This window comes from Streptomyces cyaneofuscatus, from assembly GCF_000718135.1.
Classification (GTDB): domain Bacteria; phylum Actinomycetota; class Actinomycetes; order Streptomycetales; family Streptomycetaceae; genus Streptomyces; species Streptomyces cyaneofuscatus.
Genome location: NZ_JOEM01000021.1, coordinates 39261 through 61335 on the forward strand (window position 1 = coordinate 39261; position 22075 = coordinate 61335).

Consider the following 22075-nt stretch of genomic DNA (forward strand, 5'->3'; position numbering starts at 1 on the left):
CGGGGAGCCGGAGGGTCCCAGCAGCCCGCCCCACCCGGCCCCCGGATCAGCGACGGGCATATTCGCGGAAGCCCCGGCCCGTCTTGCGGCCGAGGCAGCCCGCGGCCACCAGGTGCTCCAGCAGCGGCGCCGGAGCGAGCCCCGGGTCGCGGAACTCCTTGTGCAGCACCTTCTCGATGGCGAGCGAGACGTCCAGCCCGACCACGTCCAGCAGTTCGAACGGGCCCATCGGGTAGCCGCCGCCCAGCTTCATCGCCGCGTCGATGTCGTCGAGGGAGGCGTAGTGCTCCTCGACCATCTTGATCGCGTTGTTGAGGTAAGGGAAGAGCAGCGCGTTCACGATGAACCCGGCCCGGTCCCCGCAGTCCACCGGGTGCTTGCGGATCTTCGTGCAGACCGCGCGGACCGTGGCGTGCACATCGTCGGCGGTCAGGACCGTACGGACGACCTCGACCAGCTTCATCGCGGGCGCCGGGTTGAAGAAGTGCATCCCGATGACGTCCTCGGGCCGACCGGTGGCCCGCGCGATGGCGATGACCGGCAGCGAGGAGGTGGTGGTGGCGAGGACCGCGCCGGGGCGGCACACCTTGTCCAGGGTGGCGAAGAGCTGCTGCTTGATCTCCAGGTCCTCGGCGACCGCCTCCACGGCGAGGTCGACCTCCGCGAAGGCGTCCAGCGACCCGGCGGCCGTGATCCGCGCCAGCGTCTCGTCCCGCGCCTCGGCGGTGAGCCGCCCCTTGCTGACCGACCGCTCCAGCGACTTGGCGATCCGGGCCTTGGCGAGGTCGGCCTTCTCCTGGCCGCGTGCCGCCAGGACCACGGTGTACCCGGCCTTGGCGAAGACCTCGGCGATGCCGGAGGCCATGGTTCCGGAGCCCGCGACCCCGACGGAGGCGATGGAGCGCCCGTCACCGGCCGCCGCCTCCGGGGACGGGGTCAGGGCGTCGGGCACGACCTCCTGGCCGCCCGGTCCGTCGTACGTGTAGAAGCCGCGTCCGGCCTTGCGCCCGGTCAGGCCCGCGCTGCTGAGCTGCCCGAGGACGGGGGCCGGGGCGTGCAGCCGGTCGCGGGACTCGGCGTACATGGCCTCCAGGACCGTGCGGGCGGTGTCGATGCCGATCAGGTCCAGCAGGGCGAGAGGACCCATGGGCAGCCCGCAGCCCAGCTTCATCGCGGCGTCGATGTCCTCGCGGGACGCGTAGTTCGCCTCGTACATCGCGGCGGCCTGGTTGAGATAGCCGAAGAGCAGCCCGTCCGCGACGAACCCGGGCCGGTCGCCGACCGCGACGGGCTCCTTGCCCAGCTCCCGGGCCAGCTTGGTGACGGCCTCGACGGCCGGCGGCGCGGTCAGCACCGAGGAGACGACCTCGACCAGCTTCATCGCGGGCGCCGGGTTGAAGAAGTGCAGGCCGAGCACGCGCTCGGGGTGGAGCGACTCGGCGGCGAGACGGGTCACCGACAGGGCGTTCGTGCCGGTGGCGAGGATCGCGGTGGGGGAGACGACGCCGTCCAGCTCCCGGAACACCTGCTGCTTGATCTCGTATGTCTCCGGCACGACCTCGATGACCAGCTCCGCCTCGGTGGCGGCCTGGAGGGTGTCGTACGTACGGAACCGGGCGAGCGCGTCGGTCCGCTCCTGCTCGGTGATCCGCCCGCGCCCGACGGCCCGTGCGGTGGAGGCTTCGAGGGAGGTGACGGCCTGCCGGGCGGCCGCCTCGCTGATGTCGATACCGATGACCTCGCGGCCCGCGAGAGCCAGGACCTCGGCGATGCCGGTGCCCATGGTGCCGAGGCCGACGACGGCAATGGTGGAGAGCGGGGTGTCCATCACGGGACTCCAGGGTGAGTGACGACTGTGGGAGCAGGCGCGCGCGGCGATGAGGGAGCGGCGCGAGGGCATGCGCGGATGCGTGTCGTGAAGCGCGGTGGCGGGGCGCGGGAAGCGCGCCCGGCCAGGAAGGGTGACGGACTCTGTCCCGGAGTCGCGTCGCACTGGAACTGCCGAACCGACAAGCACTCCGGGTGGCTGCGTCACCAGGCCACCGGAGTCGCGGGGAGTGTGTTCCCGCTCAGATGAGATTAACCGGCCAGTAACGAGCGCGCCACCCCTGAGTCTTTGTGCGCTGGACCACATCGCCTTTCCCGGCCCGCCCCCCACGCAGCGTGTTCATCGATACGCTGAGCGTCATGGATGAGGAACTCCGTTCGCTCCTGGACCGGTTACGGGACGAGGCGGCCGGGTCCGCCGCGTACGACCTGCTGGCGGCGACCGACGACAACGAGATGCTCGCCCGCGTCCTGGTGGAGCCCGGGCGCCCCCTGTGGGCCCGGGAGATCGCCGCGTTCCGGCTCGGCTGCGCGGGCGACCGGCGGGCATTCGAGGCGCTGGTGCTCCTGCTCAACCACCGCGACCCCGAGCGCTGCGTCTCCGCCGCCCACGCCCTGGCCGAGCTGAACGACCCCCGCACGCCCCGGGCCGCCGCCGCGCTCGCCACCAACACCCTGCGCACCGCGTACGCCCTGCACCCGGTCCGCCTGCTCACCACCCTGCGGGCCCCGGAGGCCGTCCCCGCCCTGGTCGGCACCCTCCGCCGGCTGCTGGCCCCGGGGGAGCCGCACTGGCGGGTGGCGCTGGCCTGCGTCGAGGGGCTCGGCCGGCTCGGCGACGGCCGCGCTCGCCCGGTCCTCACGGCGGCGCTCCCGCATCCACGGCTGGGGGCGGCGGCGGAGGAGGCGCTCAGCCGGCTGCCGGGGGCCTGAGCGGGCGTACGTAGCGCACCTCGGTCACCAGGACCCCGCCCGCCCGGAACCGGTCCTCGGCCCCGTCCGGCCCGAACCCGGCCCGCTCGTAGAACCGGCGCGCCGCCGCGTTCTCCCGCAGCACCCACAGCGCCATCTGCGGGTGGCCCGCGGCGACGGCCCGGGCCGTCAGTTCGGCCAGCAGCGCGCGGCCGGTCCCGGTCCCGATGTGCTCGGGCAGCACGTAGATCGCGTACAGCTCGCGTCCGGGGAGCGGGCGGCCCTCGGCGCGGTGCGGGCCGGTGCAGGCCCAGCCGGTCACCGTGCCGTCCGGCCGCTGGGCCACCACGTTGACGGTCTCGCCGCGCTCCTCGAAGTACCTGCGCCGCAGCCCGGTCTCCTCGGCGATGTCCATCCCGTCCAGATACGGCTGCGGCAGCAGGCCGCGGTAGGCGTGCTGCCAGCCGCGCACCCGGATCGTGGCGACCGCCGCGCAGTCCTCGATCCGCATGTCACGGATCGTGGTGCCGGGCGGGGGCGGGGGGAGCGGGGGAGTGGTGGAGTGCCTCATGCCGGGCCATCCTCGCCCACCCCCTCGCCCGCCGCCCGTGGATTTCTTCTGTGGCGGCCCGCTCCTAGTGGCGCGGCCCCAGCAGCCCGTGCAGGCGGCTGCCCGCGCTGTTGTCCACCGACTGGGCCGCCGCCTTCGCCGCCGGCAGCGGCTTCGGGTCCGGGAGGGCCGCGCAGACCGCGTCCGCCTCGCCCTCGCCCCGGCCGCGCGGGACGGTCCCGTCGGTCAGATAGGCCGTCAGGTGCTTGTCCAGGCAGGCGTTGCCGCTGAGCGTGATGCCGTGGTTGCCGCCGCCCTCCTCCACCACGAAGCTGGACCCCTTCAGCTTGCGGTGCATGGAGACCGCGCCCGCGTACGGGGTCGCCGCGTCGCCCGTCGCCTGGAGGATCAAGGTCGCCGGGAGGCGGTCGTTGGTCACCTGGACCGGGGAGAGCGGCGCCACCGGCCAGTCGGCGCACGGGGCGTTGTACCAGGTGTTGTTCCAGGCCATGAAGGGCGCCTTGTCGTGGATCCGGCGCGTGTCGTTGCGCCAGGTGCTCCAGTGCCGGGGCCAGCCGGCGTCGCGGCACTGGACGGCGGTGTAGACGGAGTAGCTGTTGTCGCCGCCGGTGCCGGTCGCGCCGAAGTTCTCGTACGCCTCGACCAGCGCCTCGGTGTCCTGGTCGTTCACATACGCGGCGAACGCCTCGGCGAGGTAGGGCCAGTAGCCGTTGTAGTACCCGCCGGGCAGGAAGGTGTCCTCCAGTTCGCTCGCCCCGACCTTGCCGCCGACCGGATCCGCCGCGACGGCCGCGCGCATCCGGTACCAGGCGGCCTCGACCCCGGCCGGGTCGGTGCCGAGCCCGTACGTGGCATCGTGCTTCGCCACCCAGGCCGCGAACGCCTTGTGGCGGTCGTCGAAGGCGTAGTCCTGGTTGAGGTTGCCTTGGTACCAGACGTCGTCGGGCCCGACCACCGAGTCCAGGACCAGGCGCCGCACCCGCTCCGGGTGCAGCTTCGCGTAGACCGCGCCGAGGTAGGTGCCGTACGAGTAGCCGAAGTAGTTGATCTGCTGCGCACCCAGCGCCCGGCGGATCACATCGAGATCCTTCGCGGCGCTGACGGTGTCCATGTACGGCAGCACATCGCCGTGCTTCTCGCCGCAGGCGCGGGCGAAGGCGGCGGCCCGGTCGCGGTTGACCCGCTCGTCCCGCAAGGAGGCGGGCACCGAGTCCGGGCGCACCGGGTCGGAGTGGCCGGGCAGGCAGTTCAGCTTCGGGGTGCTCTTCCCGACGCCGCGCGGGTCGAAGCCGATCACGTCGTACTGGGACGCCACCTTCTTCGGCAGCGCCGAGGCCACGAACCCGGCCATCGACAGGCCGCTGCCGCCCGGCCCGCCCGGGTTGACCAGCAGCGGGCCCTGGAAGGTCTTCGCGGTGTGCGGGATGCGGGACAGGGCGAGGGTGACCCGGCGGCCCGAGGGGTCGGCGTGGTCCAGCGGGGCGTCGACCTTGGCGCACTGGAGCGTCGGATGGTTCTCCGTCGGACAGTCGGTCCACGCGAGCTTCGGAGCGGGCGGCGCGCTCGCTCCCGAGGCGGCGGCCGGGGCCGGAGCGGCGGCCAGCAGACCGGCGACCGTCGCACCGGCGGCGACCAGAATTCCTGCACGTTTCGTCATGGGGCCTCCCGAGGTGGAGGGGACGCGGCGGCGGTCGGCCGGTCCCCGCCGCATGGTCCCCGAGATCCACGGGCCGGGGGCCGATTCCGCGCGGAGTTGACCCGTACGGTCACGCGATCGGGTCTGCGGGAGGGGCGGGGGGCGTCTTCTACGGCGTCAGAGCAGGGTGAGGGGCGTGTTCCACGGCGTCAGAGCAGGGTGAGCTGCGTCGGTCCCGGTTCCGGCTCCTCCGGCGTCCGTACCGGGGTGATCCGGCGGGCTTCGCCCCGGTGGGCCGGGCCGATCCCGAACTCGTCCGCCAGCTCGTGCACCTGACGGGTGATCCGGCGCTGATACCAGGTGGGGGCGTACGCCCCGTCCGCGTACATCCGCTCGTACCTCGGCACCAGATGCGGATGGTGGAGCCCGAGCCACCGCAGGTACCACTCGCGCGCGCCGGGGCGCAGATGCAGGACCAGCGGGGTCACCGAGGTCGCCCCGGCCGCCGCGATGGCGGAGACGGTGGCGCGCAGCTGCTCCGGGCTGTCACCGAGGAACGGGATGACCGGGGCCATCAGGACCGAGCAGCCGATCCCGCTCTCGGTGAGGGCGTGGACGACGTCGAGGCGGCGGCCGGGGGAGGGGGTGCCGGGTTCGACCGTGCGCCAGAGCTCGCGGTCGGTGAAGCCGACCGAGACCGAGACGCCGACCTCGGTCACCTCGGCGGCCTGCCGCAGCAGCTCCAGGTCCCGCAGGACCAGCGTGCCCTTCGTCAGGATCGAGAAGGGGTTCGCGCGGTCGCGCAGGGCGGCGATGATGCCCGGCATGAGCCGGTACCGGCCCTCCGCCCGCTGGTAGCAGTCGACATTGGTGCCCATCGCGATGTGCTCGCCCTGCCAGTGCCGGGAGGCCAGTTCCCGCTGGAGCAGCTCGGCGGCGTTGATCTTGACGACGATCTGGGAGTCGAACCCGATGCCGGTGTCCAGGTCCAGATAGCTGTGCGTCTTGCGGGCGAAGCAGTACACGCAGGCGTGCGAGCAGCCCCGGTAGGGGTTCACCGTCCATTCGAACGGCATCCGTGAGGCCCCGGGCACCCGGTTCAGGATCGAACGGGCCCGGATCTCGTGGAACGTGATGCCCCGGAATTCGGGGGTGTCGAAGGTGCGCGTGGTCACCGCGTCCGCGGCGAAGAGCGCGCTGTTGCCGGTCATGGGGCTGTTTTCGACCAGATTGTCCCAGCGCATGGACGCCTCCTCGGTAGCACTGGCCACAGAATAGAACACTTGTTCCCTTGATCGTGCGGACCGGTCCGCCGGCCTCGATTTTGAACGGCGCACCCGAGGTGGTTGGCTCAGCTCACCCCCCGGAATTACGGACTGCTGGAGGAACAGCCATGGCGCAGGTCGAGGCCACCACGGAGCGGATCATCGCGGCGGACGCAGAGGCGGTGTTCGACGCGCTGGCCGACTACAAGGACGTCCGCGGCAAGGTGCTGACCGCGCACTTCAGTGAGTACGAGGTCCGGGAGGGCGGCGACGGCGAGGGCACCCTCGTCCACTGGAAGCTCCAGGCGACCAGCAAGCGCGTCCGCGACTGCCTGCTGGAGGTCACCGAGCCGACCGACGGCCAGCTCGTCGAGAAGGACCGCAACTCCTCCATGGTCACCACCTGGGTCGTCACTCCCGCCGGTGAGGGCAAGTCCAAGGCCGTCGTCACCACGGTCTGGGACGGCGCGGGCGGCATCGGCGGCTTTTTCGAGCGCACCTTCGCCCCCAAGGGCCTCGGCCGGATCTACGACGAGCTGCTCCAGAACCTCGCCACCGAGGTCGAGAAGTAGGTCCCGCGCGGACGCCGGGCCCTCGAACGGCCCGGCTCCCGCCGGTCGGCCGGCCTCACCGGAACGGGTGGTTTTCCGGGGCGGCCGGTTGTGCGCCGTAGCGGCTCCGACCGGGGCATAAGCCCTTCGTACGCGCCCTGCGCCCCCCTCATCCCGTTTGCCCCGCCTTGCCACGCGATGCGAGAAAGGGCGGCGCAGGTGCGACGAAGGGGAGCGTTACGTGGTGGGCGGTATCACGCTGGTGAAGGACGAGCCGGACGGTGCGGCAGCTCCCGTGGGGGAGCCGCCGCCACCACCGGCCGACGCCGTCCCGCACCCGGCGGCCGAGGAGATCAGCCCCCGCCAGGTGCGCATGGTCTTCCTCGGGCTCATGCTCACCCTGCTGCTCGCGGCGCTCGACCAGATGATCGTCGCCACAGCCCTGCCCAGAATCGTCGGTGAGCTGCACGGCCTGGAGAAGATGTCCTGGGCGGTCACCGCCTACCTCCTCGCCTCCACGATCGTCCTGCCGCTCTACGGAAAGCTCGGCGACCTCTTCGGCCGCAAGGGCGTCTTCCAGTTCGCGATCGTCGTCTTCGTCATCGGCTCCGCGCTGGCCGGCTGGTCGCGGACCATGGACGAGCTGATCGCCTTCCGCGCGCTCCAGGGCATCGGCGGCGGCGGTCTCATGATCGGCGTCCAGGCGATCATCGCGGACATCGTCCCGCCCCGGGAGCGCGGCCGCTACATGGGCCTCATCGGCGCGGTCTTCGGCCTCGCCTCGGTGGCCGGTCCGCTGCTCGGCGGCTTCTTCACCGACCACGCCTCCTGGCGCTGGTGCTTCTACATCAACGTGCCGTTCGGACTGGTCACGTTCGCCGTGATCGCGGTCGTGCTGAAGCTCCCCAAGCCCGCCGTACGCCCCCGACTCGACGTCCTGGGAGCCGTGTTGCTGGCCGCCGCCTCCACCTGCCTGGTCCTGGTGACCAGTTGGGGCGGAACGGAGTACGCCTGGGGCTCGCGCACCATCCTGGCCCTGTCGGCGGGGGCCGTCGTCACGACGCTGCTCTTCGTCGCCGTCGAGCACCGCGCGGCCGAACCCATCATCCCCTTGCGGCTGTTCCGCGACTCGATCTTCAACATCACGGGTCTCGTCGGCGCGGTCATCGGCATCGCACTCTTCGGCGCGGCCAGCTATCTGCCCACCTATCTCCAGATGGTGGACGGGGCCAGCGCCACCGAGTCCGGACTACTGATGCTCCCGATGATGCTCGGCATCGTCGGCGGCTCCATCGTCTCCGGCCAGCTCATCACCCGTACCGGCCGCTACCGCGTCTACCCCATCGTCGGCAGCGCCGTCTCCGTCGTCGGCATGTGGCTGCTCTCGGGTCTTGAGCGGGGCACCTCCCGGCTGGAGTACAGCCTCTGGCAGGCCGTCCTCGGCACCGGCATCGGCCTGGTCATGTCGGTCCTCGTGCTCGCCGTGCAGAACTCCGTACGCCCCGCCGACCTCGGCACCGCCACCAGCGCCAACAACTACTTCCGGCAGATCGGCGGCAGCGTCGGCGCCGCCATCTTCGGCACGCTGTTCGCCGGGCGGCTCTCCGACGCCCTCGACCTCCGGCTGCCCACGGGCGCCACGCTGCCCGCGCCCGAGTCGATCACCCCGCAGATCGTCCACGCGATGGAGCCCGCGCTGCGCGACGCCTACATCCAGGCGTACGTCGACGCGATGCCGCGCATCTTCCTCTACCTCGTGCCGGTGCTCGTCCTCGGCCTGATCCTCGCCTTCTTCCTCAAGGAGAAACCGCTGGTGTCCCACCACAGCCCCGAAGCGGCCACCGAGCCCTCACCGATCCCCGCCGCTCGCACCCAACCTTCCAGGCTCACCGGCGTGCCCGTGCGCGGCAGCGTCCAGCACCCGGACGGTACGAAGGTGGCGCGGGCCGCCCTCACGCTCATCGACGTCCAGGGGCGGCAGGTCGGGCGCGGGGCCAGCGGAGAGGACGGGGGTTACGCGCTGAGCGTCCCGGGCGCGGGAGGGTACGTCCTCATCGCCGCGGCGGGCGGCCACCAACCGCAGGCCGTCAGCGTCACCGTGGGCGACCGCCCCGTAGAGCTGGACGTGGTCCTCGGCGGCGCCGGACGGCTCGCCGGGTCCGTCCTGACCGCCGACGGGGTGCCCGTGCGGGACGCGGCCGTCACCCTCACCGACGTACGCGGCGAGGTCGTCGCCTCCACCCGCACCGGGCGCGAGGGCGGCTACGTCATCACCGAGCTGGTCGCCGGTGAGTACACCCTCGCCGCCAGCGCCCCCGCCTACCGCCCCGCCGCCCTCCCGGTCAGCGTCCAGGCGGCCCGCGAGACCCGGCAGGACATCGAGCTGGCGGGCGGGGCCGTGCTGCGCGGCGTCGTCCGGGCCACCGGCGGCCGGCCGGTCGAGGACGCCCGGGTCACCCTGCTGGACGCGGCGGGCAACGTGGTGGACACCCTCACCACCGGGCCCGACGGGTCGTTCCGGTTCGTGGACCTGTCGTCCGGGGAGTACACGGTGATCGCCGCCGGGTACCCGCCGGTCGCGACGGTGCTCCAGGTGGCGGGCGGCGGCCGCACGGAACGGGACCTCCAACTGGGCCACGAGGACTGAGGCGTACGGGGATGGGCTGAGCCCACGAGTTCTGTACGGGCTCCTGACCGGCTCAGCCCACCCCCGCCTCCCGTACCGCGTCCTCCCGCACCAGCCGCATCAGCGCCCGCGCCCCCGGGCTCAGGCTCCGCGCCGCCGGAAGCACCACCACGCTCTCGTACACCGCCTGCCGCCCACCCGCCGGCGCCACCTCCACCGCGGTCAGCCGGGCCGCCTCCGGCTTACGGGAGAAGTGGTGCGGCACCACCGCGATCCCCAGCCCCTCCTGCACCAGCTCCAGCAGGCTGTGCACGTCGTTCACCTCCAGGCCCACCGTCCGCCGGACCCCCGCCGCCGCGAACGCCTCGTCCGCCGCACGCCGCGGCCCCCAGTCCGGGTGGAAGTCGATGAACGACTCACCCGGCAGCTCCTCCCACTCCACCCGGGCCCGGCCCGCGAACCGGTGGCCCGCCGCGCACAGCACCACCATCTCCTCCCGGGCCAGCGGCATCAGCTCCCCGCGCCACTCCGCCGGGCTGACCGTGGCGGCGAACGCCAGGTCCAGGCGCCCCCCGGCCACCCCGTCCAGCAGACTGCTCGTCCCCTCCTGGCGCAGCCGCAGCTCCATCTGCGGGTGCTCCCGGTGGAACGCGGCCAGCAGCCGGGCCGGGCTCACCCCCGCCACGCACTGTTCGACGCCCAGGGTCAGAGTCCCGCGCAGCAAGCCCCGTACGGCATCGACCGCGTCCCGCGCCGCCCGCGCCCCCGCCAGCGTGCGCTCCGCCTCCACCAGCAGCGCCCGCCCCGCCTCGGTGAGCCGGACCGTCCGCGTGGTGCGGGAGAACAGCGGGGTGCGCAGCTCCTGCTCCAGGGCCCGTACGGAGGCGGAGAGCCCGGACTGGGAGACGGCGAGGCGCTCGGCGGCGCGGGTGAAGTGCTGCTCCTCGGCGACGGCTACGAAGTGCTCCAGCTGACGCAGTTCCATGATTGAGGACTCTAGGTGATAAATCCGAGCGGAATCTCCTGTTGGACTGCTGGATCGATCTGCGGAACCCTGAGGTCCGTCCCCCGGCCCTCTCCCCGCGGAGCCCTCGTATGTACCTGCCGTCCGCCGACCGCTACTCCGCCATGCCCTACCGGCGCACCGGCCGCAGCGGCCTGCTGCTGCCCGCGCTCTCCCTCGGGCTCTGGCACAACTTCGGCGGGGACCGTACCCCCGACGAGCAGGGCCGCATCCTGCGCCGCGCCTTCGACCTCGGCATCACCCACTTCGACCTGGCCAACAACTACGGCCCGCCGCCCGGCTCCGCCGAACTCACCCTGGGCCGCGCGCTCGCCGGTGACTTCGCGAAGCTGCGCGACGAGCTCGTCATCTCCACCAAGGCCGGCTACCACATGTGGGACGGCCCGTACGGGGAGTGGGGCTCGCGGAAGTACCTGCGCTCCTCGCTGGACCAGAGCCTCAAGCGCCTGGGCGTCGAGTACGTCGACATCTTCTACTCCCACCGCCCCGACCCCGACACCCCGCTGGAAGAGACGATGGGTGCGCTCGACACCGCCGTACGCCAGGGCAAGGCCCTCTACGTCGGCCTCTCCAACTACTCCGCCGAGGAGACCCGCCGGGCGGCCGCGATCCTCAAGGACCTCGGCACGCCCCTGCTCATCCACCAGCCCCGCTACTCGATGCTGGACCGCCGCCCCGAGGACGGGCTGCTCACCGCGCTGGACGAGCTGGGCGTAGGCTCCATCGCCTACTCCCCGCTGGAGCAGGGCATCCTCACCGACCGCTACCTGAACGGCATCCCGGCCGGTTCCCGGGCGGCGGGCGACAGCCCGTTCCTGACGTCCGACGCCCTGACGCCCCAGCTGGTGGAGCGGCTGCGGGCCCTGGACGCCGTGGCGAAGGAGCGCGGGCAGTCCCTCGCCCAGCTGGCCCTGGCATGGGTGCTGCGCGGCGGCCGCCTCACCTCGGCCGTGGTCGGCGCGAGCAGCGTCACCCAGCTGGAGAACAGCGTGGAGGCCGTGCGGAACCTGGAGTTCACCGAGGAGGAGCTGGCCCGGATCGAGGAGCTGCTGGCCGAGGCCGGGACGGGCTGACGTCCTCGGGCCGAGGCCACGGCACGCGCGCATCACGCGCGTCGCGTGCATGGCGACAGCCGCTTGCCCGCCGGGATCGCCGGCGGGCAAGCGGCTGCTCGGGTGGTGCCGTCGTGTGTCTAGCGCGTGGCGCTGGGCTCGGTGGTCACGGTGGTCCGGAAGACGACCTGGTCGGCCTGGAAAGCGCTGACCAGGACGCGGGAACGGCCCTGGGCGTCGGGCTCGACGGGCTCGGCCGTGAGGACGCAGGGCCGGTCGAACTCGACGTAGCGGTGGAAGGTGGTGTCGAAGGCCACCGGGATCGCGGCCTGCGGCTGGGCCTCGGCGCGTGCGATCTGGTCGGCCGCCTCCAGCAGCACCATGCCGGGGACGTGGTCGTGCGGGTGGTCGAACAGCACGGTGTGCGTGGTGTCGACCCGCAGCTGCCATTGATGGGCGGTGCTCGTCGGGGACAGCACCACATCCCGCACACTGCTGCGCCCCACATGGGCGGGCGGCACCGGCGGTGTGAGGGGGAGCGCCTGGGCGAAGGCCTGTCGGGCGTCCGCGTAGCGCCCTCGCAGACGGTTGTAGATGGCGGGCGGATGCGTGGTGTAGTGCAGCTCGGCCTCTCCCAGGGCGACGCCGTCGCGGGTGGCCTCGACCTGGGAGGCCAGATGGACGGAGCCGCCGGGGCGCCGCTTCACCTTCGTGTGGGTGATGGTGAGTTCCACGGACGGGGACGTCGGACCGGCCCAGAGGGCCTCGGGGTCGACGGTGGAGCGTATGTGCTCCCAGCCCAGCCGGTGGCTGAGCGGGATGTCGTGCACCGTGTGGGTCAGCACGGCCAGCGCCTGGCGCAGGCTCTCGATGACCAACAGGGGGCTGTAGCGCGTAGATACTGTGTAGAAACTGTGCTGCTGGGGCCACTGTACGGTGACCGTCTGAGTAGTGTCGGAGCTTCTCCGCCACGAGGTGACGAGAGCCTCCGTGGAGACCGTCTTGCGCGCCAACCCCTGGTCGAACCCCCCGGTCGGTGCGCCGGTCGTGCTGTGTCTCTCGGTGACTGTGCAGAGTGCCATGACGAGTTCTCTCCCCCGGAACTTCGTGGTGACTGCAGGAGGTGCGGCCGCATCACCTGAGAGCTATAAAGTAGAGAATACTTTTTTTCTTGTCGAGGCCGACTTTGAGGGAGCGGGCATAAGTGACGCGGACCGTGAAGCAGGACAGAGCGGTGCGTACCCGTGCAGCCCTCATTCGCGCGGGTGCGGAGGTTTTCGGAGAGTGCGGGTTCGCCGGAGCCAGCGTCACGAAGATCGCCGACCGGGCCGGACTGACCCTGGGCGCCGTGTACTTCCACTTCAAGTCCAAGGAGGAGCTGGCCCGGCTGATCGTCGCCGAGCAGCCGAAGCTCGTCGTTCCGCCGCAGCCCTCGCAGGGTTTGCAGCACGCCGTCGATGTGACCCTGACCTGGGCCTACCAGCTGCTGGACGACCCGGTGCTGATCGCCGGAGCGCGGCTGGTGATGGACCAGGACCAGTTCGTCCCGCCGGAGGAGAACTCCCACCAGCAGTGGACGCAGATACTGCTCAGGGACTTCCAGGTCGCCGAGCGCAGGCGTGAACTGCGGGCCGGAGCCGACATCCAGGCGATCGCCCGTCTCATCGTCAGTACCTGTACGGGCGCGCAGATGCACGCCCACATGGAGTCGGGACGCGCGGACCTTCCGCACCGCGTCGAGGAGATGTGGCAGGTTCTGCTCCCCGGCATCGCCGTGCCGAGCGCCGCGAAGAAGCTGGAGTTCGGCGAGGACCGGGGGAGAGGCCGCTGACGCCGTACGCCGGTACGGTCCGCAGCCGGTGGTGACCGGCCGGCCCGTCATACGGCACGGCTACGGTGTCCCACGTATGTCCTGATCAACTACGTGATCGGGGGGTTGATGGAGAACGAGGGGGCGTCAATGGGGGATACGCGGGACCTGCTCCACGGCAGGACTGTCATGGTCACGGGGGCTTCGAGCGGCATAGGTGCGGCAGCCGCCCGGCTTTTCGCCGCCGAGGGTGCGGCGGTGGTGCTGATGGCGCGCCGCAAGGACAAGCTGCTGGCACTCGCCGAGGAGATCGAGGCCGGTGGCGGCCGGGCGCTGGTGGCGGCCGGTGACGTCACGGCGGGCGGTGACGTCGAGCGGGCCGTCGCCGACGCGGTGGACGCCTTCGGCCGGCTCGACGGGGCCTTCAACAACGCCGGATGGGGCTCGATCGGCACCTCGCTGCACGAGACGGATGACGCGGTCTTCGACCGCGTCATGGAGACGAACGTCCGCGGTGTGTGGAACTGCCTCAAGCACCAGATACCGGTGATGCTGGGGCAGGAGGACGGCGGTGCGATCGTGAACACGTCGAGCATCGCTGGCCTGTTCGCCACCGGTGCGATCGCTCCCTACGTCGCGGCCAAGCACGCCGTCCTGGGCCTGACCCGGGCCGCGGCGGCGGAGTACGGGGAGCGCGGCATCAGGGTGAACGCCCTCATGGTGGGGAGCACGCGCACCGAGCTGATGGAGACGGCGATGCGGGAGGTGCCCCAGCTGGAGCAGGCGGCCGCGGCGCGCGCCATCCAGCACCGGCTGGCCGACCCCGCCGAAGTCGCCCAGGCGGCCGCCTTCCTCCTCAGTGCCCGCGCCTCCTTCATCACCGGCAGCGCCATGGCCGTCGACGGAGGCTGCAGCGCCATCTGAGCCTCACGGAAGACGTGTTGTGCCGCCGTCACGCGACGGCGGCACAACACGTGCCGGCGGCTTGCCGCGCTCAGCCGTGCCCGCCCGCGGACCGGCACGGCACACCGTCACCGGTCCCCGCGCCGTCCGGCGCGGCCGCGCCGGACAGGGACAACTCCCATACCCGCGAGAGCTGTCGGACCGGGCTGTGTCCGGCCTCGGGAGCGGCCGCGTGCCGCCGCATGTCCGCCTCCGTGCCCAGCACCAGCAGGGTGGCGAGGGTCGAGAACGCCGCGGGGTCGGAGCCCTCCGCGCCCGGCCCGTGCAGCCAGTCGCTGATCGTCGGAGCCCACGCGCTGTCCCAGTCCGCGGCGGCCCCCGGCCGCTCCTGCGTCAGACGTGCGGCAGCCCGTACCACCGCCTCGTCCTGCAACAGCCTGGCCAGCGCCAGAGTCAGCTGCACCACGGCTTGCGCGGGGGCGGCCTCGGTGGCGGACACCTCGTGCACCACCGCGGTGGTGGCGTAGTGCCCCCGGCTCCTGACGGTCGCCGCCAGCTCCTCCTTCGACGAGAAGTGGAACGTCAGCGCGCCCATGGAGATGCCGGCCGCCTTGCTGATCTGGGCGAGCGAGGACCCCGCGTACCCGTGACGGTCGAACTCCCCGGCCGCCGCCTCGATCAGAGCCTGGCGCGTCCGCGCGCTCCTTGCCTGTTTCACAGTTCCCCTTTGCGGCAGTTGAGCCTCACCAAAAAACAAAAAAACCACTATTATTAACTGTAGTGGGGGGCCAGGGGAGTGCACCAGCGCCGTGGGGAACGGCGTGCACTGCCGTACGCCCTGACAGTCATTCACAGGGGGCGTAATGGACATCAAGGTGCTGGGGATCCTGTCCGTGGAAGAGGGAGGCATACCGATCACACCGATGGAGGCGCAGGTCCGGCAGGTCCTCGCGCTGCTGGCGGCCCAGGTCGACCACACGGTCCCGACGGTCGTCCTCGTCGAGGAGCTCTGGCCCGTCGACCCGCCCCAGCACGCCACCGACATCGTGGAACGCCACATCCGCCGGCTGCGGGACCTCATCTCCGCCGCCCTCTCCCGCGCCGCGCTGGAGGCGCCCCACGGCTCCACCCACCGCGAACCGCGCAGCGCCGACACCGTGCTGGCCTCCCGGTCGGGCGGCTACCGCCTCGACAGCGGCGGCGGTACGAGCGACGCCTGGACGTTCGCCCGGGCGGCGGGCGCCGGCTACCGGGCCATGGAGACCGAGGACTTCGAGACCGCGGCCGGCCGGCTGCGCGACGCGCTGGGCCTGTGGACCGCCGAGCCGTACGCCGGTGTCCTGCACGGACCGCACCTGCGCGCCCACGCCGAGCAGCTCGAACAGTCCTGGCAGCGCGCCCTCGACCAGTGGATCGCCACCGAGATGCAGCTCGGCCGGCACCTCACCCTGCACGCCGACCTGTCACTGCTCCTGTCCCGGTTCCGCGCCCGTCAGCCGCTGTACGAAGGGCTCATGGCGGAACTGCGCCGCACGGGCGACCCCTTCCGCGTGCTCCAGGCCTACAAGCGGCTGCGCCGGGGCACGCCGCAGCCGCGTGTGCCCCGCCCGGCGGCGGCACCCGTCCGTATGCCGCAGTCGTTCGGGCTGAGCGCCAGCCCCGTCTGACGACTTCGGCCCGGCACATGTCAGGACGTCCGGACGCCTCGGCGTCCGGACGTCCTGTCGCTGGGGCATGCCCCTCACCCCCACCACACACCCACCGCGGCCGGGTACCGCCTCCAGCCACCTTTCGGCCTCCCGCCGTGGTGGCCCGGCCACCACCCGACGCCATCACCGCCGGTAACCGATTGACTGGCAGTTCATCGGCGAACTAGTTTCGGCCAGGTAAGGGGACTGGGGCCACCGGGGGGATCGGCACGTGACGACGAATACGCGGACCGGCGGAGCGGATCTGCTCACCGTCCTGGAACTCCTCGCCCAGGAGGCTCCCCCCAGCCGGTTCGAGGAGCTTCTGCAGAGCGCGCGCCGGGCCGGCCAAGCGCCGGACGACATCGCCCGCCTCGAACGCGCCGTCTCGCTGGCCCGCGGCGTCCACGCCTTACAGGGCCGGCGCCGCCAGCGCGAGGACGGCCTCGCCGACCTGGTCGACACCGCCCGGGATCTGACCTTCCCCTACGAACTCGACTCGCTGCTGCGGGTCATCACCCGGAGGGTCAAGCGGCTCCTCAACTTCGACATGACCTGCGTCGCGCTGACGGACGCGGACGGCACGCTGTACGCCCGTACGTCGGAAGGGTCGACCACCGCCCTCGCGAACGAGTTCCGCATCGGCCCCGGTCGCGGTCTCGGCCACCGGGCCCTGACCACCGGCGCCCCCGTGTGGACGGCCGACTATCCCGGCGGCGAAGGCATCGAGGCCTGCGAGGAGACCGATGTCGTGCGCGCCGAGGGGCTGCACGCCCTCATGGCCGTCCCGCTGCTGAACGGGAACAGCCCCGTCGGTGTGCTGTACGGCGCCACCCGCGCGGTACGCCACTTCAGCCCCGACGAGATCGGGCTGGTCTGCTCGCTGGCCATGCTCGCCGCCGTGGCCATCGAACGGGCCGAGCGGCTCGAACAGGCCCGGGGCGAGGTCGACGAACTCGAACTGGACGGTCTGCGCACCCGCACCAGCCTGGTCAGACTCCAGCAGCTCAACGAGGCCCACAGCCGCACCATGAGCCTGCTGCTCGCCGGAGCCGACCTCACCACCGTGGCCAAGGCGGCCGGGGACGCGCTGGACGGCACCCTCCAGCTGCGCGATCCCGCCGGCCGCCTCCTGGCCGGCGGCGGGGAGATACCGGACCTCGACGAGGAAGCCGTGGCCAGGACCGCTCTGGACGCCCATACCCGGCGCACCGCGGTGGCCGCCTCCGGCAACATCTGGGTCGCCCCGGTCATCGCCGGCGCGGAGGACCTGGGCTTCCTCATCCTGCGCCCCGCCACGGCACTGGTCGGGGAGGACGAACGCCTGCTGCACCTCACGGCGCAGGCCTTCGCGATCCAGCTCCTCCTCCAGCACAGCACGGCACTGGCCGAAGGGCCCGTACGCGACGAACTCTTCGACGACCTGCTCGCCACGTCCAGCCGCTCCGCGCACCGTCTGCGGCACCTGGCGAAGCGCGCCCACCGGATCGGCCTCGACCTCGACGCGCCCCATGTCCTGGTGGTCGGGCGCCCGGAGGGCGGGGAGCACGGCCGCGCCCTGGTCTGGGCTTCCTCCTACGTCCACCGGATGTCCGGTCTCAAGACCGCGCACGACGGCTGCATCCTGCTGCTCCTGCCCGGCGACGACGCCTCCGCCGCGGCCCGGGCGGTCGCCGACGAACTCTCCCCGCTGCTCGGCCACCCCGTGTCGGTCGGCGCCGCGGGCCCCGGCCGAGGTCCGGCGGAGATCCGCCGGATGCACCAGGAGGCCGTGCGCTGCCTGGACGTGCTGACCGCTCTGAACGGCGCGGGCAGTGTGGCCTCCGTGCGGGACCTGGGCTTCCTCGGCCTGCTCCTCTCCGACGACCACGACGTGGACAGCTTCATCGAGTCGGCCATCGGCCCGGTCCTCGGCCATGACCAGGACCGCCAGACGGACCTCATCGCCACCCTGGAGGCGTTCTTCGCGGCGGGCAGCAGCCCGACCAACGCGGCCGAGGCCCTGCATGTGCACCCCAACACCGTCTCGCGCCGGCTGGAGCGGATCTCCGAACTCCTCGGCCCCGAGTGGGCGCAGCCGGACCGCACCCTCGAAGTCCAGCTCGCCCTGCGGGTGCTGCGGGCCCGGAACGTACTCCAGCAGCAGCCGAACACCGAGGCCGGTCAGGCGGACGCGGGGCCGGCCGCGCGGTCCACCGGGTAGTCCCCGGCCGTCAGCGCCACCGCCGCATGGGCCGCGGAGGCGAGGGTGATGTGGCGGTGCCACCCCCGGAAGGACCTGCCGACGAAATCGCGCAGCCCCGCCGGAACACCGATCCGGGCGAAATCCTGATCGACCCGGCGGGTCAGCTTGGTGGTGCGCAGCAGTTGGGCGGTGGACAGGTGCGTCATGTCGGTGAGCCACAACTGGGCGGGCGGACGGGCCGGGTCCTGCCACTCCCCGACCAGCAGCATGGGCCGTGGACGGACACCCGCGCGGACGGGGAACGAGACCGGGACTGCCGTGGCGAGCGAGGTCCGCCCGGCCCACTGCCCGGCGGTGTCCAGCCAGCGGACCGGCCGGCGCATCCCCGTGACCATCTCGACGATCCGCTGGGCCGGCAGGGGACCGGCCCCGTAGCCGGGCAGCGCCCGGTTGGCCACGCTCACCCGGGCGGAGGCGCTCACGCGCGCCAGGACGGGCGCCCCCGCCGCGAAGAGACGGCCCATCGCCTCCTGCGGATTGCCGCGCCGCAGGTCGAGCAGGACGGGCCGGCGCGGGCCGGCCCCGTACCGCGCGCTGTCCAGCGCGACGGCGACGGCGCACTCCTCCGCACTCTCGGCCGGTGCGGCCTCCGGCACTTCCGCGCGGTCACGACGCGCGGGGTCGCTGGCCCACTGGTGCGGCAGCAGCAGCCGCCAGTCGACCGGGGCGCTGACCTCCTCGGAGGCGAACCACACGCCGAACGCCTGCTGTCCACGGAACATATGGCCCAGCTCCGGGGCGAACAGCCGGTCCACCCCCACCGAGTGCTCGCCCGCCTTCGGTATGTCCATCGAGCGCACCACCAGGGCCTGGGGGGAGGCGGTCCGCTCGAGGTAGGAGGCGAGTGCCCGCCGCATCGGCCGCCAGTCCCAGGTGGAACTGGAGATGAAGTGGTGCAGGCTCTGCTCCGCGGCCTGGCCACCCACCTGCGCGGCGATGTTGCGGATCGACTTACGGCCCTGCGCGGTGAGCAGCCCCCGTAGGTACTGCTCGGCTCTGAGCCGTTGGTCCTTGCGGTGGAAGGCCGAGAACAGCGACTCACACAGTTCCCGTACGACATCGTCGGACAGCGCGGCACCGGACGGCAGGTGGGCCCGCTCACCGAACGGGGCCGTGACAAAGGTGTCTCGTTCCTTGATGACAGACGTGTTCACAACGCTCCAGCCATGGTCGGGCAGCTATCTGGCTACCCGCACACCATCGCTGTCCGACCGGGCTCCGCAGGAGGTGCACAGGCCACCCGTCGGGACGTGTGGATGCGCCTGCGAGCACCGTCCCGGCCGCGTCGCGGTGCCGTCCGGCCGGCCGTCCGGGCGGCCCGTCCCACAGGTGGCCGGAGCACCTGGCGGCCGGGCCCGGACGGTGACGTGACCCCGGGTCCGGCCGGCCTCAGCGTGACCGGACGAATTCCTGCTCCCCGTGCAGCCAGGACACCTTGTCGTACAGCTCGTCCTGGGAGAGCGAGGAGAGCATGGTGTTGCGCGCGGCGGCGGCGTCGCCCGCCGGGTGGTAGAGCTGCGTGCCCATCTCCCGGGCGACCAGCTGGGCCCGGCCGGTCCGCTCGCGGCGTTCGGCGTTGAACTTCTCCAGGCGTTGCACGATGTCGTCACCGTCTCCGTCGCCGAGCAGATCGCCCAGCACCACGGCGTCCTCAAGGGCCTGGCACGCCCCCTGGGCCGCGTACTGGAGCATCGGGTGGGCGGCATCGCCCGTCAGCGCGACCCGGCCGTCGGTCCAGTCGTCGACCGGATCGCGGTCGCACAGCACCCACTCGCGCCAGCCCTCGCCGAGCTCCAGAAGGCGGCGGGCCGTGCTGCCGAGGCCGGGGAACCGGCCCAGCACATGGTCGCGTTCGGCGGGGCGGCCCGCCACGGCCTCGCGGGCACCGTCGTCCCGGGTGACGGCGAGGTTGAGGTACTTGCCGTCACCGATGATGTAGTGCACGAAGTGCCACTTGGGGCCGGCCCACAGGGTCACGGTGTTCCAGCGGAGCTCCTCGGGCACCCGCTCGATCGGGATGACCGAGCGGTAGATGGTGTGGCCCGAGACGCGCGGTTCGCCGTCGCCGAGCATCTGCGCGCGCACCGTGGAGCGGATGCCGTCGGCGCCGATCAGTGCCGCACCCGTGAAGGTCCGTCCGTCGGTGGTGTGCACGGTGACGGCCGAGGCGTCCTGCTCGTACCGGGCGACCGAGGCGCCGGCGACCAGCTCGACGTTCTCCAGCGCCTGGCAGCCGGCCAGCAGCGGCTGGTACAGATCGCCCCGGTGCACCACCGCGTACGGGTTGCCGAACCGCTCGCGGTAGGCGTCGGTGAGCGACATGGCGGCGATCTTCCGGTCCGTCGTGCCGTCCATGAACCGCAGCTCGTCGATGAAGACCGCACGGTCGCGTACGCCGTCGGCCACGCCCAGCCGGCCCAGGGCGTGGAAGGCGTTCGGGCCGAGCTGGATGCCCGCGCCGATCTCGGCGAAGGTGTCACTGCGCTCCAGCACCGTCACCCGGTGTCCTCGCCCGGCCAGTGACAGAGCCGTGGCGAGCCCTCCGATGCCGCCACCGGCGACCACTATCTGAGCCATGTCGCTCATCTGTCCTCTCTCTTCTCGTACGGGTGGTGACGCCCGCTCATCCGGCGGCCGGGCCCGCGGTCGCTGCCGGGCCGTGCTGCGGGAAGAGCCGGTGCAATTCCTGGTGGAAGCCGGGGAAGGTCTTGGCGACGCAGCCGGGGTCGTCGAGGGTGATGCCCTCGCTCCGCAGGCCCAGGACGGAGAACGCCATGGCGATGCGGTGGTCCCGGTGGCAGGCGATACGGGCGGGCGCCGGGGCTCCGGGGTGGACGGTGATCCAGTCGCGGCCCACCTCGGTGCGGATGCCGAGCGCCCGCAGGTTTCCCGCGACCGCGGCGATCCGGTCCGACTCCTTCAGCCGGGCGTGCCCGATGCCCCGGATACTGATGGGGCCGTCGGCGAGCGGTGCGATCGCCGCCAGGGTCATGAAGGTGTCCGAGATCTCGCCCATGTCCACGCCGAAGCCGCCGGACAGGCTGCCGGTGCCCGTGACCGTGGTCGCGTCCTCGGTGGTCTCCACCCGGGCCCCGAGCCGCCCCAGCACCCGTGCGAAGCGCAGATCGCCCTGGAGGCTGCCGCTGCCGAGGCCGGGAACGGTCACGCTCCGGCCGGTGACCGCCGCGGCCGCGAAGAAGTACGAGGCGGTGGAGGCGTCTGGCTCGATGCGCAGGTCCGCTCCCCGGTAGCCGCCCGGACGCACGGTGAAGACACCCGTGGCGTCCTCGGTGACGCGCGCCCCGAAATGCCGCATCAGAGCCAGCGTCATATCGATGTAGGGGCGGCTGACCAGATCCCGGACGGTGACCACCAAGGGCCCGCGCATCAGTGGCCCCGCCATCAGCAGGCCGGTGAGGAACTGGCTGCTCAGGGTCCCGTCGACATCGAGCACACCGCCGTCCAGGCCGCGCGAGCGGACCCGCAGGGGCAGTCGCCCGCCCGCTCCGGTCTCCACCTCCGCTCCCAGCCGGCGCAGGGCGTCGGCAAGGGGAGCGACGGGCCGTGCGGTGAGCTGGTCGCTCCCCTCGAAGAGGAACTCACCGTGCCCCGTCGCGGCGTACGGCGGCAGGAAACGTGCCGCCGTACCCGCGTCGGCACACCAGACCCGCTCCGAGCCGGCCGGGCCGCGCTCCGGACCCGTCACGGTCCAGGCCGCGTCGTCCGCCGACACGTCGACACGTACGCCGAGTCCGGCCAGCGCGAGGCGGAAGGCGACGGTGTCGTCGCTCACCAGCGGGGCGGTGAGCGTACTGGGCGTACCGGCCGCTGCCGCCAGCAGCAGAGCCCGGTTGGTGAGCGATTTGGAGCCCGGCACGCGGGCCTCGACCGGTTCGGTACGCGGTCGGCTGATGGCAGTGGTCATCTCTGTCCTCCGTCGGATACGACCGGTCCGGCCTCTCGGC

Annotated in this window: 18 protein-coding genes; 8 read left to right on the forward strand and 10 right to left on the reverse strand. The window is 72.3% G+C overall.

The features are described 5' to 3' along the window. Positions 1-46: 46 nt before the first annotated feature. On the reverse strand, positions 47-1828 hold the full coding sequence (locus tag IF17_RS0128945; protein ID WP_030572006.1) for a 3-hydroxyacyl-CoA dehydrogenase family protein: 1782 nt from the start codon (positions 1826-1828) through the stop codon (positions 47-49). Positions 1829-2187: 359 nt separating this feature from the next. On the opposite strand from IF17_RS0128945, the gene IF17_RS0128950 reads away from it, so the two are divergent. Continuing rightward, entirely contained in the window at positions 2188-2760 is a 573-nt protein-coding gene (locus IF17_RS0128950) for an adenylosuccinate lyase (RefSeq protein ID WP_209437786.1), read from the forward strand. Here IF17_RS0128950 and IF17_RS0128955 read toward each other — a convergent pair. From IF17_RS0128955 to IF17_RS0128965, 3 genes are all read right to left on the reverse strand, one after another. Then, positions 2738-3310: a GNAT family N-acetyltransferase gene (locus tag IF17_RS0128955; protein ID WP_030572013.1), complete on the reverse strand. Its 573-nt coding sequence runs from the start codon at positions 3308-3310 to the stop codon at positions 2738-2740. The two genes, IF17_RS0128950 and IF17_RS0128955, sit on opposite strands and share 23 nt — an antisense overlap. Before the next feature lie 64 nt (positions 3311-3374). Then, positions 3375-4967 carry an alpha/beta hydrolase gene (locus IF17_RS0128960; protein ID WP_030572016.1) on the reverse strand — a complete coding sequence of 531 codons (1593 nt, stop codon included), beginning with the start codon at positions 4965-4967 and terminating at the stop codon, positions 3375-3377. Positions 4968-5155: 188 nt separating this feature from the next. Next, positions 5156-6190: an Rv2578c family radical SAM protein gene (locus tag IF17_RS0128965; RefSeq protein ID WP_030572018.1), complete on the reverse strand. Its 1035-nt coding sequence runs from the start codon at positions 6188-6190 to the stop codon at positions 5156-5158. A 149-nt stretch (positions 6191-6339) separates the two neighbouring features. Between IF17_RS0128965 and IF17_RS0128970 the strand changes: the two genes are divergently transcribed. Continuing rightward, complete coding sequence (locus IF17_RS0128970) at positions 6340-6783, forward strand: SRPBCC family protein (RefSeq protein WP_030572020.1); 444 nt, start codon at positions 6340-6342, stop codon at positions 6781-6783. Between the two features lie 220 nt (positions 6784-7003). Continuing rightward, positions 7004-9409, forward strand: coding sequence for an MFS transporter (locus IF17_RS0128975; protein ID WP_030572023.1), 2406 nt, complete (start codon positions 7004-7006; stop codon positions 9407-9409). Positions 9410-9461: 52 nt separating this feature from the next. On the opposite strand, the gene IF17_RS0128980 is transcribed toward IF17_RS0128975, so the two are convergent. Continuing rightward, on the reverse strand, positions 9462-10373 hold the full coding sequence (locus IF17_RS0128980) for a LysR family transcriptional regulator (RefSeq protein WP_030572025.1): 912 nt from the start codon (positions 10371-10373) through the stop codon (positions 9462-9464). A 110-nt stretch (positions 10374-10483) separates the two neighbouring features. Here IF17_RS0128980 and IF17_RS0128985 point away from each other — a divergent pair, with 110 nt between their 5' ends. Then, positions 10484-11485, forward strand: coding sequence for an aldo/keto reductase (locus tag IF17_RS0128985; RefSeq protein WP_030572028.1), 1002 nt, complete (start codon positions 10484-10486; stop codon positions 11483-11485). 119 nt (positions 11486-11604) lie between these two features. On the opposite strand, the gene IF17_RS0128990 is transcribed toward IF17_RS0128985, so the two are convergent. Continuing rightward, on the reverse strand, positions 11605-12546 hold the full coding sequence (locus IF17_RS0128990) for a ScbA/BarX family gamma-butyrolactone biosynthesis protein (RefSeq protein ID WP_237667228.1): 942 nt from the start codon (positions 12544-12546) through the stop codon (positions 11605-11607). 152 nt (positions 12547-12698) lie between these two features. Here IF17_RS0128990 and IF17_RS0128995 point away from each other — a divergent pair, with 152 nt between their 5' ends. Then, complete coding sequence (locus IF17_RS0128995) at positions 12699-13295, forward strand: ScbR family autoregulator-binding transcription factor (RefSeq protein WP_032772786.1); 597 nt, start codon at positions 12699-12701, stop codon at positions 13293-13295. A gap of 168 nt (positions 13296-13463) precedes the next feature. Next, positions 13464-14198, forward strand: coding sequence for an SDR family NAD(P)-dependent oxidoreductase (locus IF17_RS0129000; RefSeq protein WP_030572038.1), 735 nt, complete (start codon positions 13464-13466; stop codon positions 14196-14198). A 70-nt stretch (positions 14199-14268) separates the two neighbouring features. Here IF17_RS0129000 and IF17_RS0129005 read toward each other — a convergent pair whose 3' ends face one another. Then, positions 14269-14895: a TetR/AcrR family transcriptional regulator gene (locus IF17_RS0129005; RefSeq protein ID WP_051884153.1), complete on the reverse strand. Its 627-nt coding sequence runs from the start codon at positions 14893-14895 to the stop codon at positions 14269-14271. A 145-nt stretch (positions 14896-15040) separates the two neighbouring features. Here IF17_RS0129005 and IF17_RS0129010 point away from each other — a divergent pair, with 145 nt between their 5' ends. Continuing rightward, a complete protein-coding gene (locus IF17_RS0129010) occupies positions 15041-15844 on the forward strand; it encodes an AfsR/SARP family transcriptional regulator (protein ID WP_051884154.1) in 804 nt (267 codons plus the stop codon). A 253-nt stretch (positions 15845-16097) separates the two neighbouring features. Next, the gene (locus IF17_RS0129015) at positions 16098-18068 is read left to right on the forward strand and encodes a helix-turn-helix domain-containing protein (protein ID WP_030572043.1); all 1971 of its coding nucleotides are present in this window, start codon (positions 16098-16100) and stop codon (positions 18066-18068) included. On the opposite strand, the gene IF17_RS0129020 is transcribed toward IF17_RS0129015, so the two are convergent. The 3 genes from IF17_RS0129020 to aroA form a co-directional block, all read right to left on the reverse strand. Next, entirely contained in the window at positions 18029-19264 is a 1236-nt protein-coding gene (locus tag IF17_RS0129020; protein ID WP_030572045.1) for an IS701 family transposase, read from the reverse strand. The genes IF17_RS0129015 and IF17_RS0129020 overlap by 40 nt on opposite strands. 235 nt (positions 19265-19499) lie before the next feature. Further along, positions 19500-20687, reverse strand: a complete 1188-nt coding sequence (locus IF17_RS0129025) for a 3-hydroxybenzoate 6-monooxygenase (protein ID WP_030572047.1) — start codon at positions 20685-20687, stop codon at positions 19500-19502. 46 nt (positions 20688-20733) lie between these two features. After that, positions 20734-22035, reverse strand: a complete 1302-nt coding sequence (gene aroA, locus IF17_RS0129030) for a 3-phosphoshikimate 1-carboxyvinyltransferase (protein ID WP_051884155.1) — start codon at positions 22033-22035, stop codon at positions 20734-20736. Positions 22036-22075: the final 40 nt, after the last annotated feature.

Coding starts and splice junctions, on each gene's coding strand:
- IF17_RS0128950 (WP_209437786.1), top strand. CDS start 2,188: ATGGATGAGGAACTCCGTTCGCTCCTGGACCGGTTACGGGACGAGGCG.
- aroA (WP_051884155.1), bottom strand. CDS start 22,035: ATGACCACTGCCATCAGCCGACCGCGTACCGAACCGGTCGAGGCCCGC.
- IF17_RS0128945 (WP_030572006.1), bottom strand. CDS start 1,828: ATGGACACCCCGCTCTCCACCATTGCCGTCGTCGGCCTCGGCACCATG.
- IF17_RS0128990 (WP_237667228.1), bottom strand. CDS start 12,546: ATGGCACTCTGCACAGTCACCGAGAGACACAGCACGACCGGCGCACCG.
- IF17_RS0128985 (WP_030572028.1), top strand. CDS start 10,484: ATGTACCTGCCGTCCGCCGACCGCTACTCCGCCATGCCCTACCGGCGC.
- IF17_RS0128960 (WP_030572016.1), bottom strand. CDS start 4,967: ATGACGAAACGTGCAGGAATTCTGGTCGCCGCCGGTGCGACGGTCGCC.
- IF17_RS0129025 (WP_030572047.1), bottom strand. CDS start 20,687: ATGGCTCAGATAGTGGTCGCCGGTGGCGGCATCGGAGGGCTCGCCACG.
- IF17_RS0128970 (WP_030572020.1), top strand. CDS start 6,340: ATGGCGCAGGTCGAGGCCACCACGGAGCGGATCATCGCGGCGGACGCA.
- IF17_RS0129010 (WP_051884154.1), top strand. CDS start 15,041: ATGGACATCAAGGTGCTGGGGATCCTGTCCGTGGAAGAGGGAGGCATA.
- IF17_RS0128965 (WP_030572018.1), bottom strand. CDS start 6,190: ATGCGCTGGGACAATCTGGTCGAAAACAGCCCCATGACCGGCAACAGC.
- IF17_RS0129000 (WP_030572038.1), top strand. CDS start 13,464: ATGGTCACGGGGGCTTCGAGCGGCATAGGTGCGGCAGCCGCCCGGCTT.
- IF17_RS0128955 (WP_030572013.1), bottom strand. CDS start 3,310: ATGAGGCACTCCACCACTCCCCCGCTCCCCCCGCCCCCGCCCGGCACC.
- IF17_RS0128980 (WP_030572025.1), bottom strand. CDS start 10,373: ATGGAACTGCGTCAGCTGGAGCACTTCGTAGCCGTCGCCGAGGAGCAG.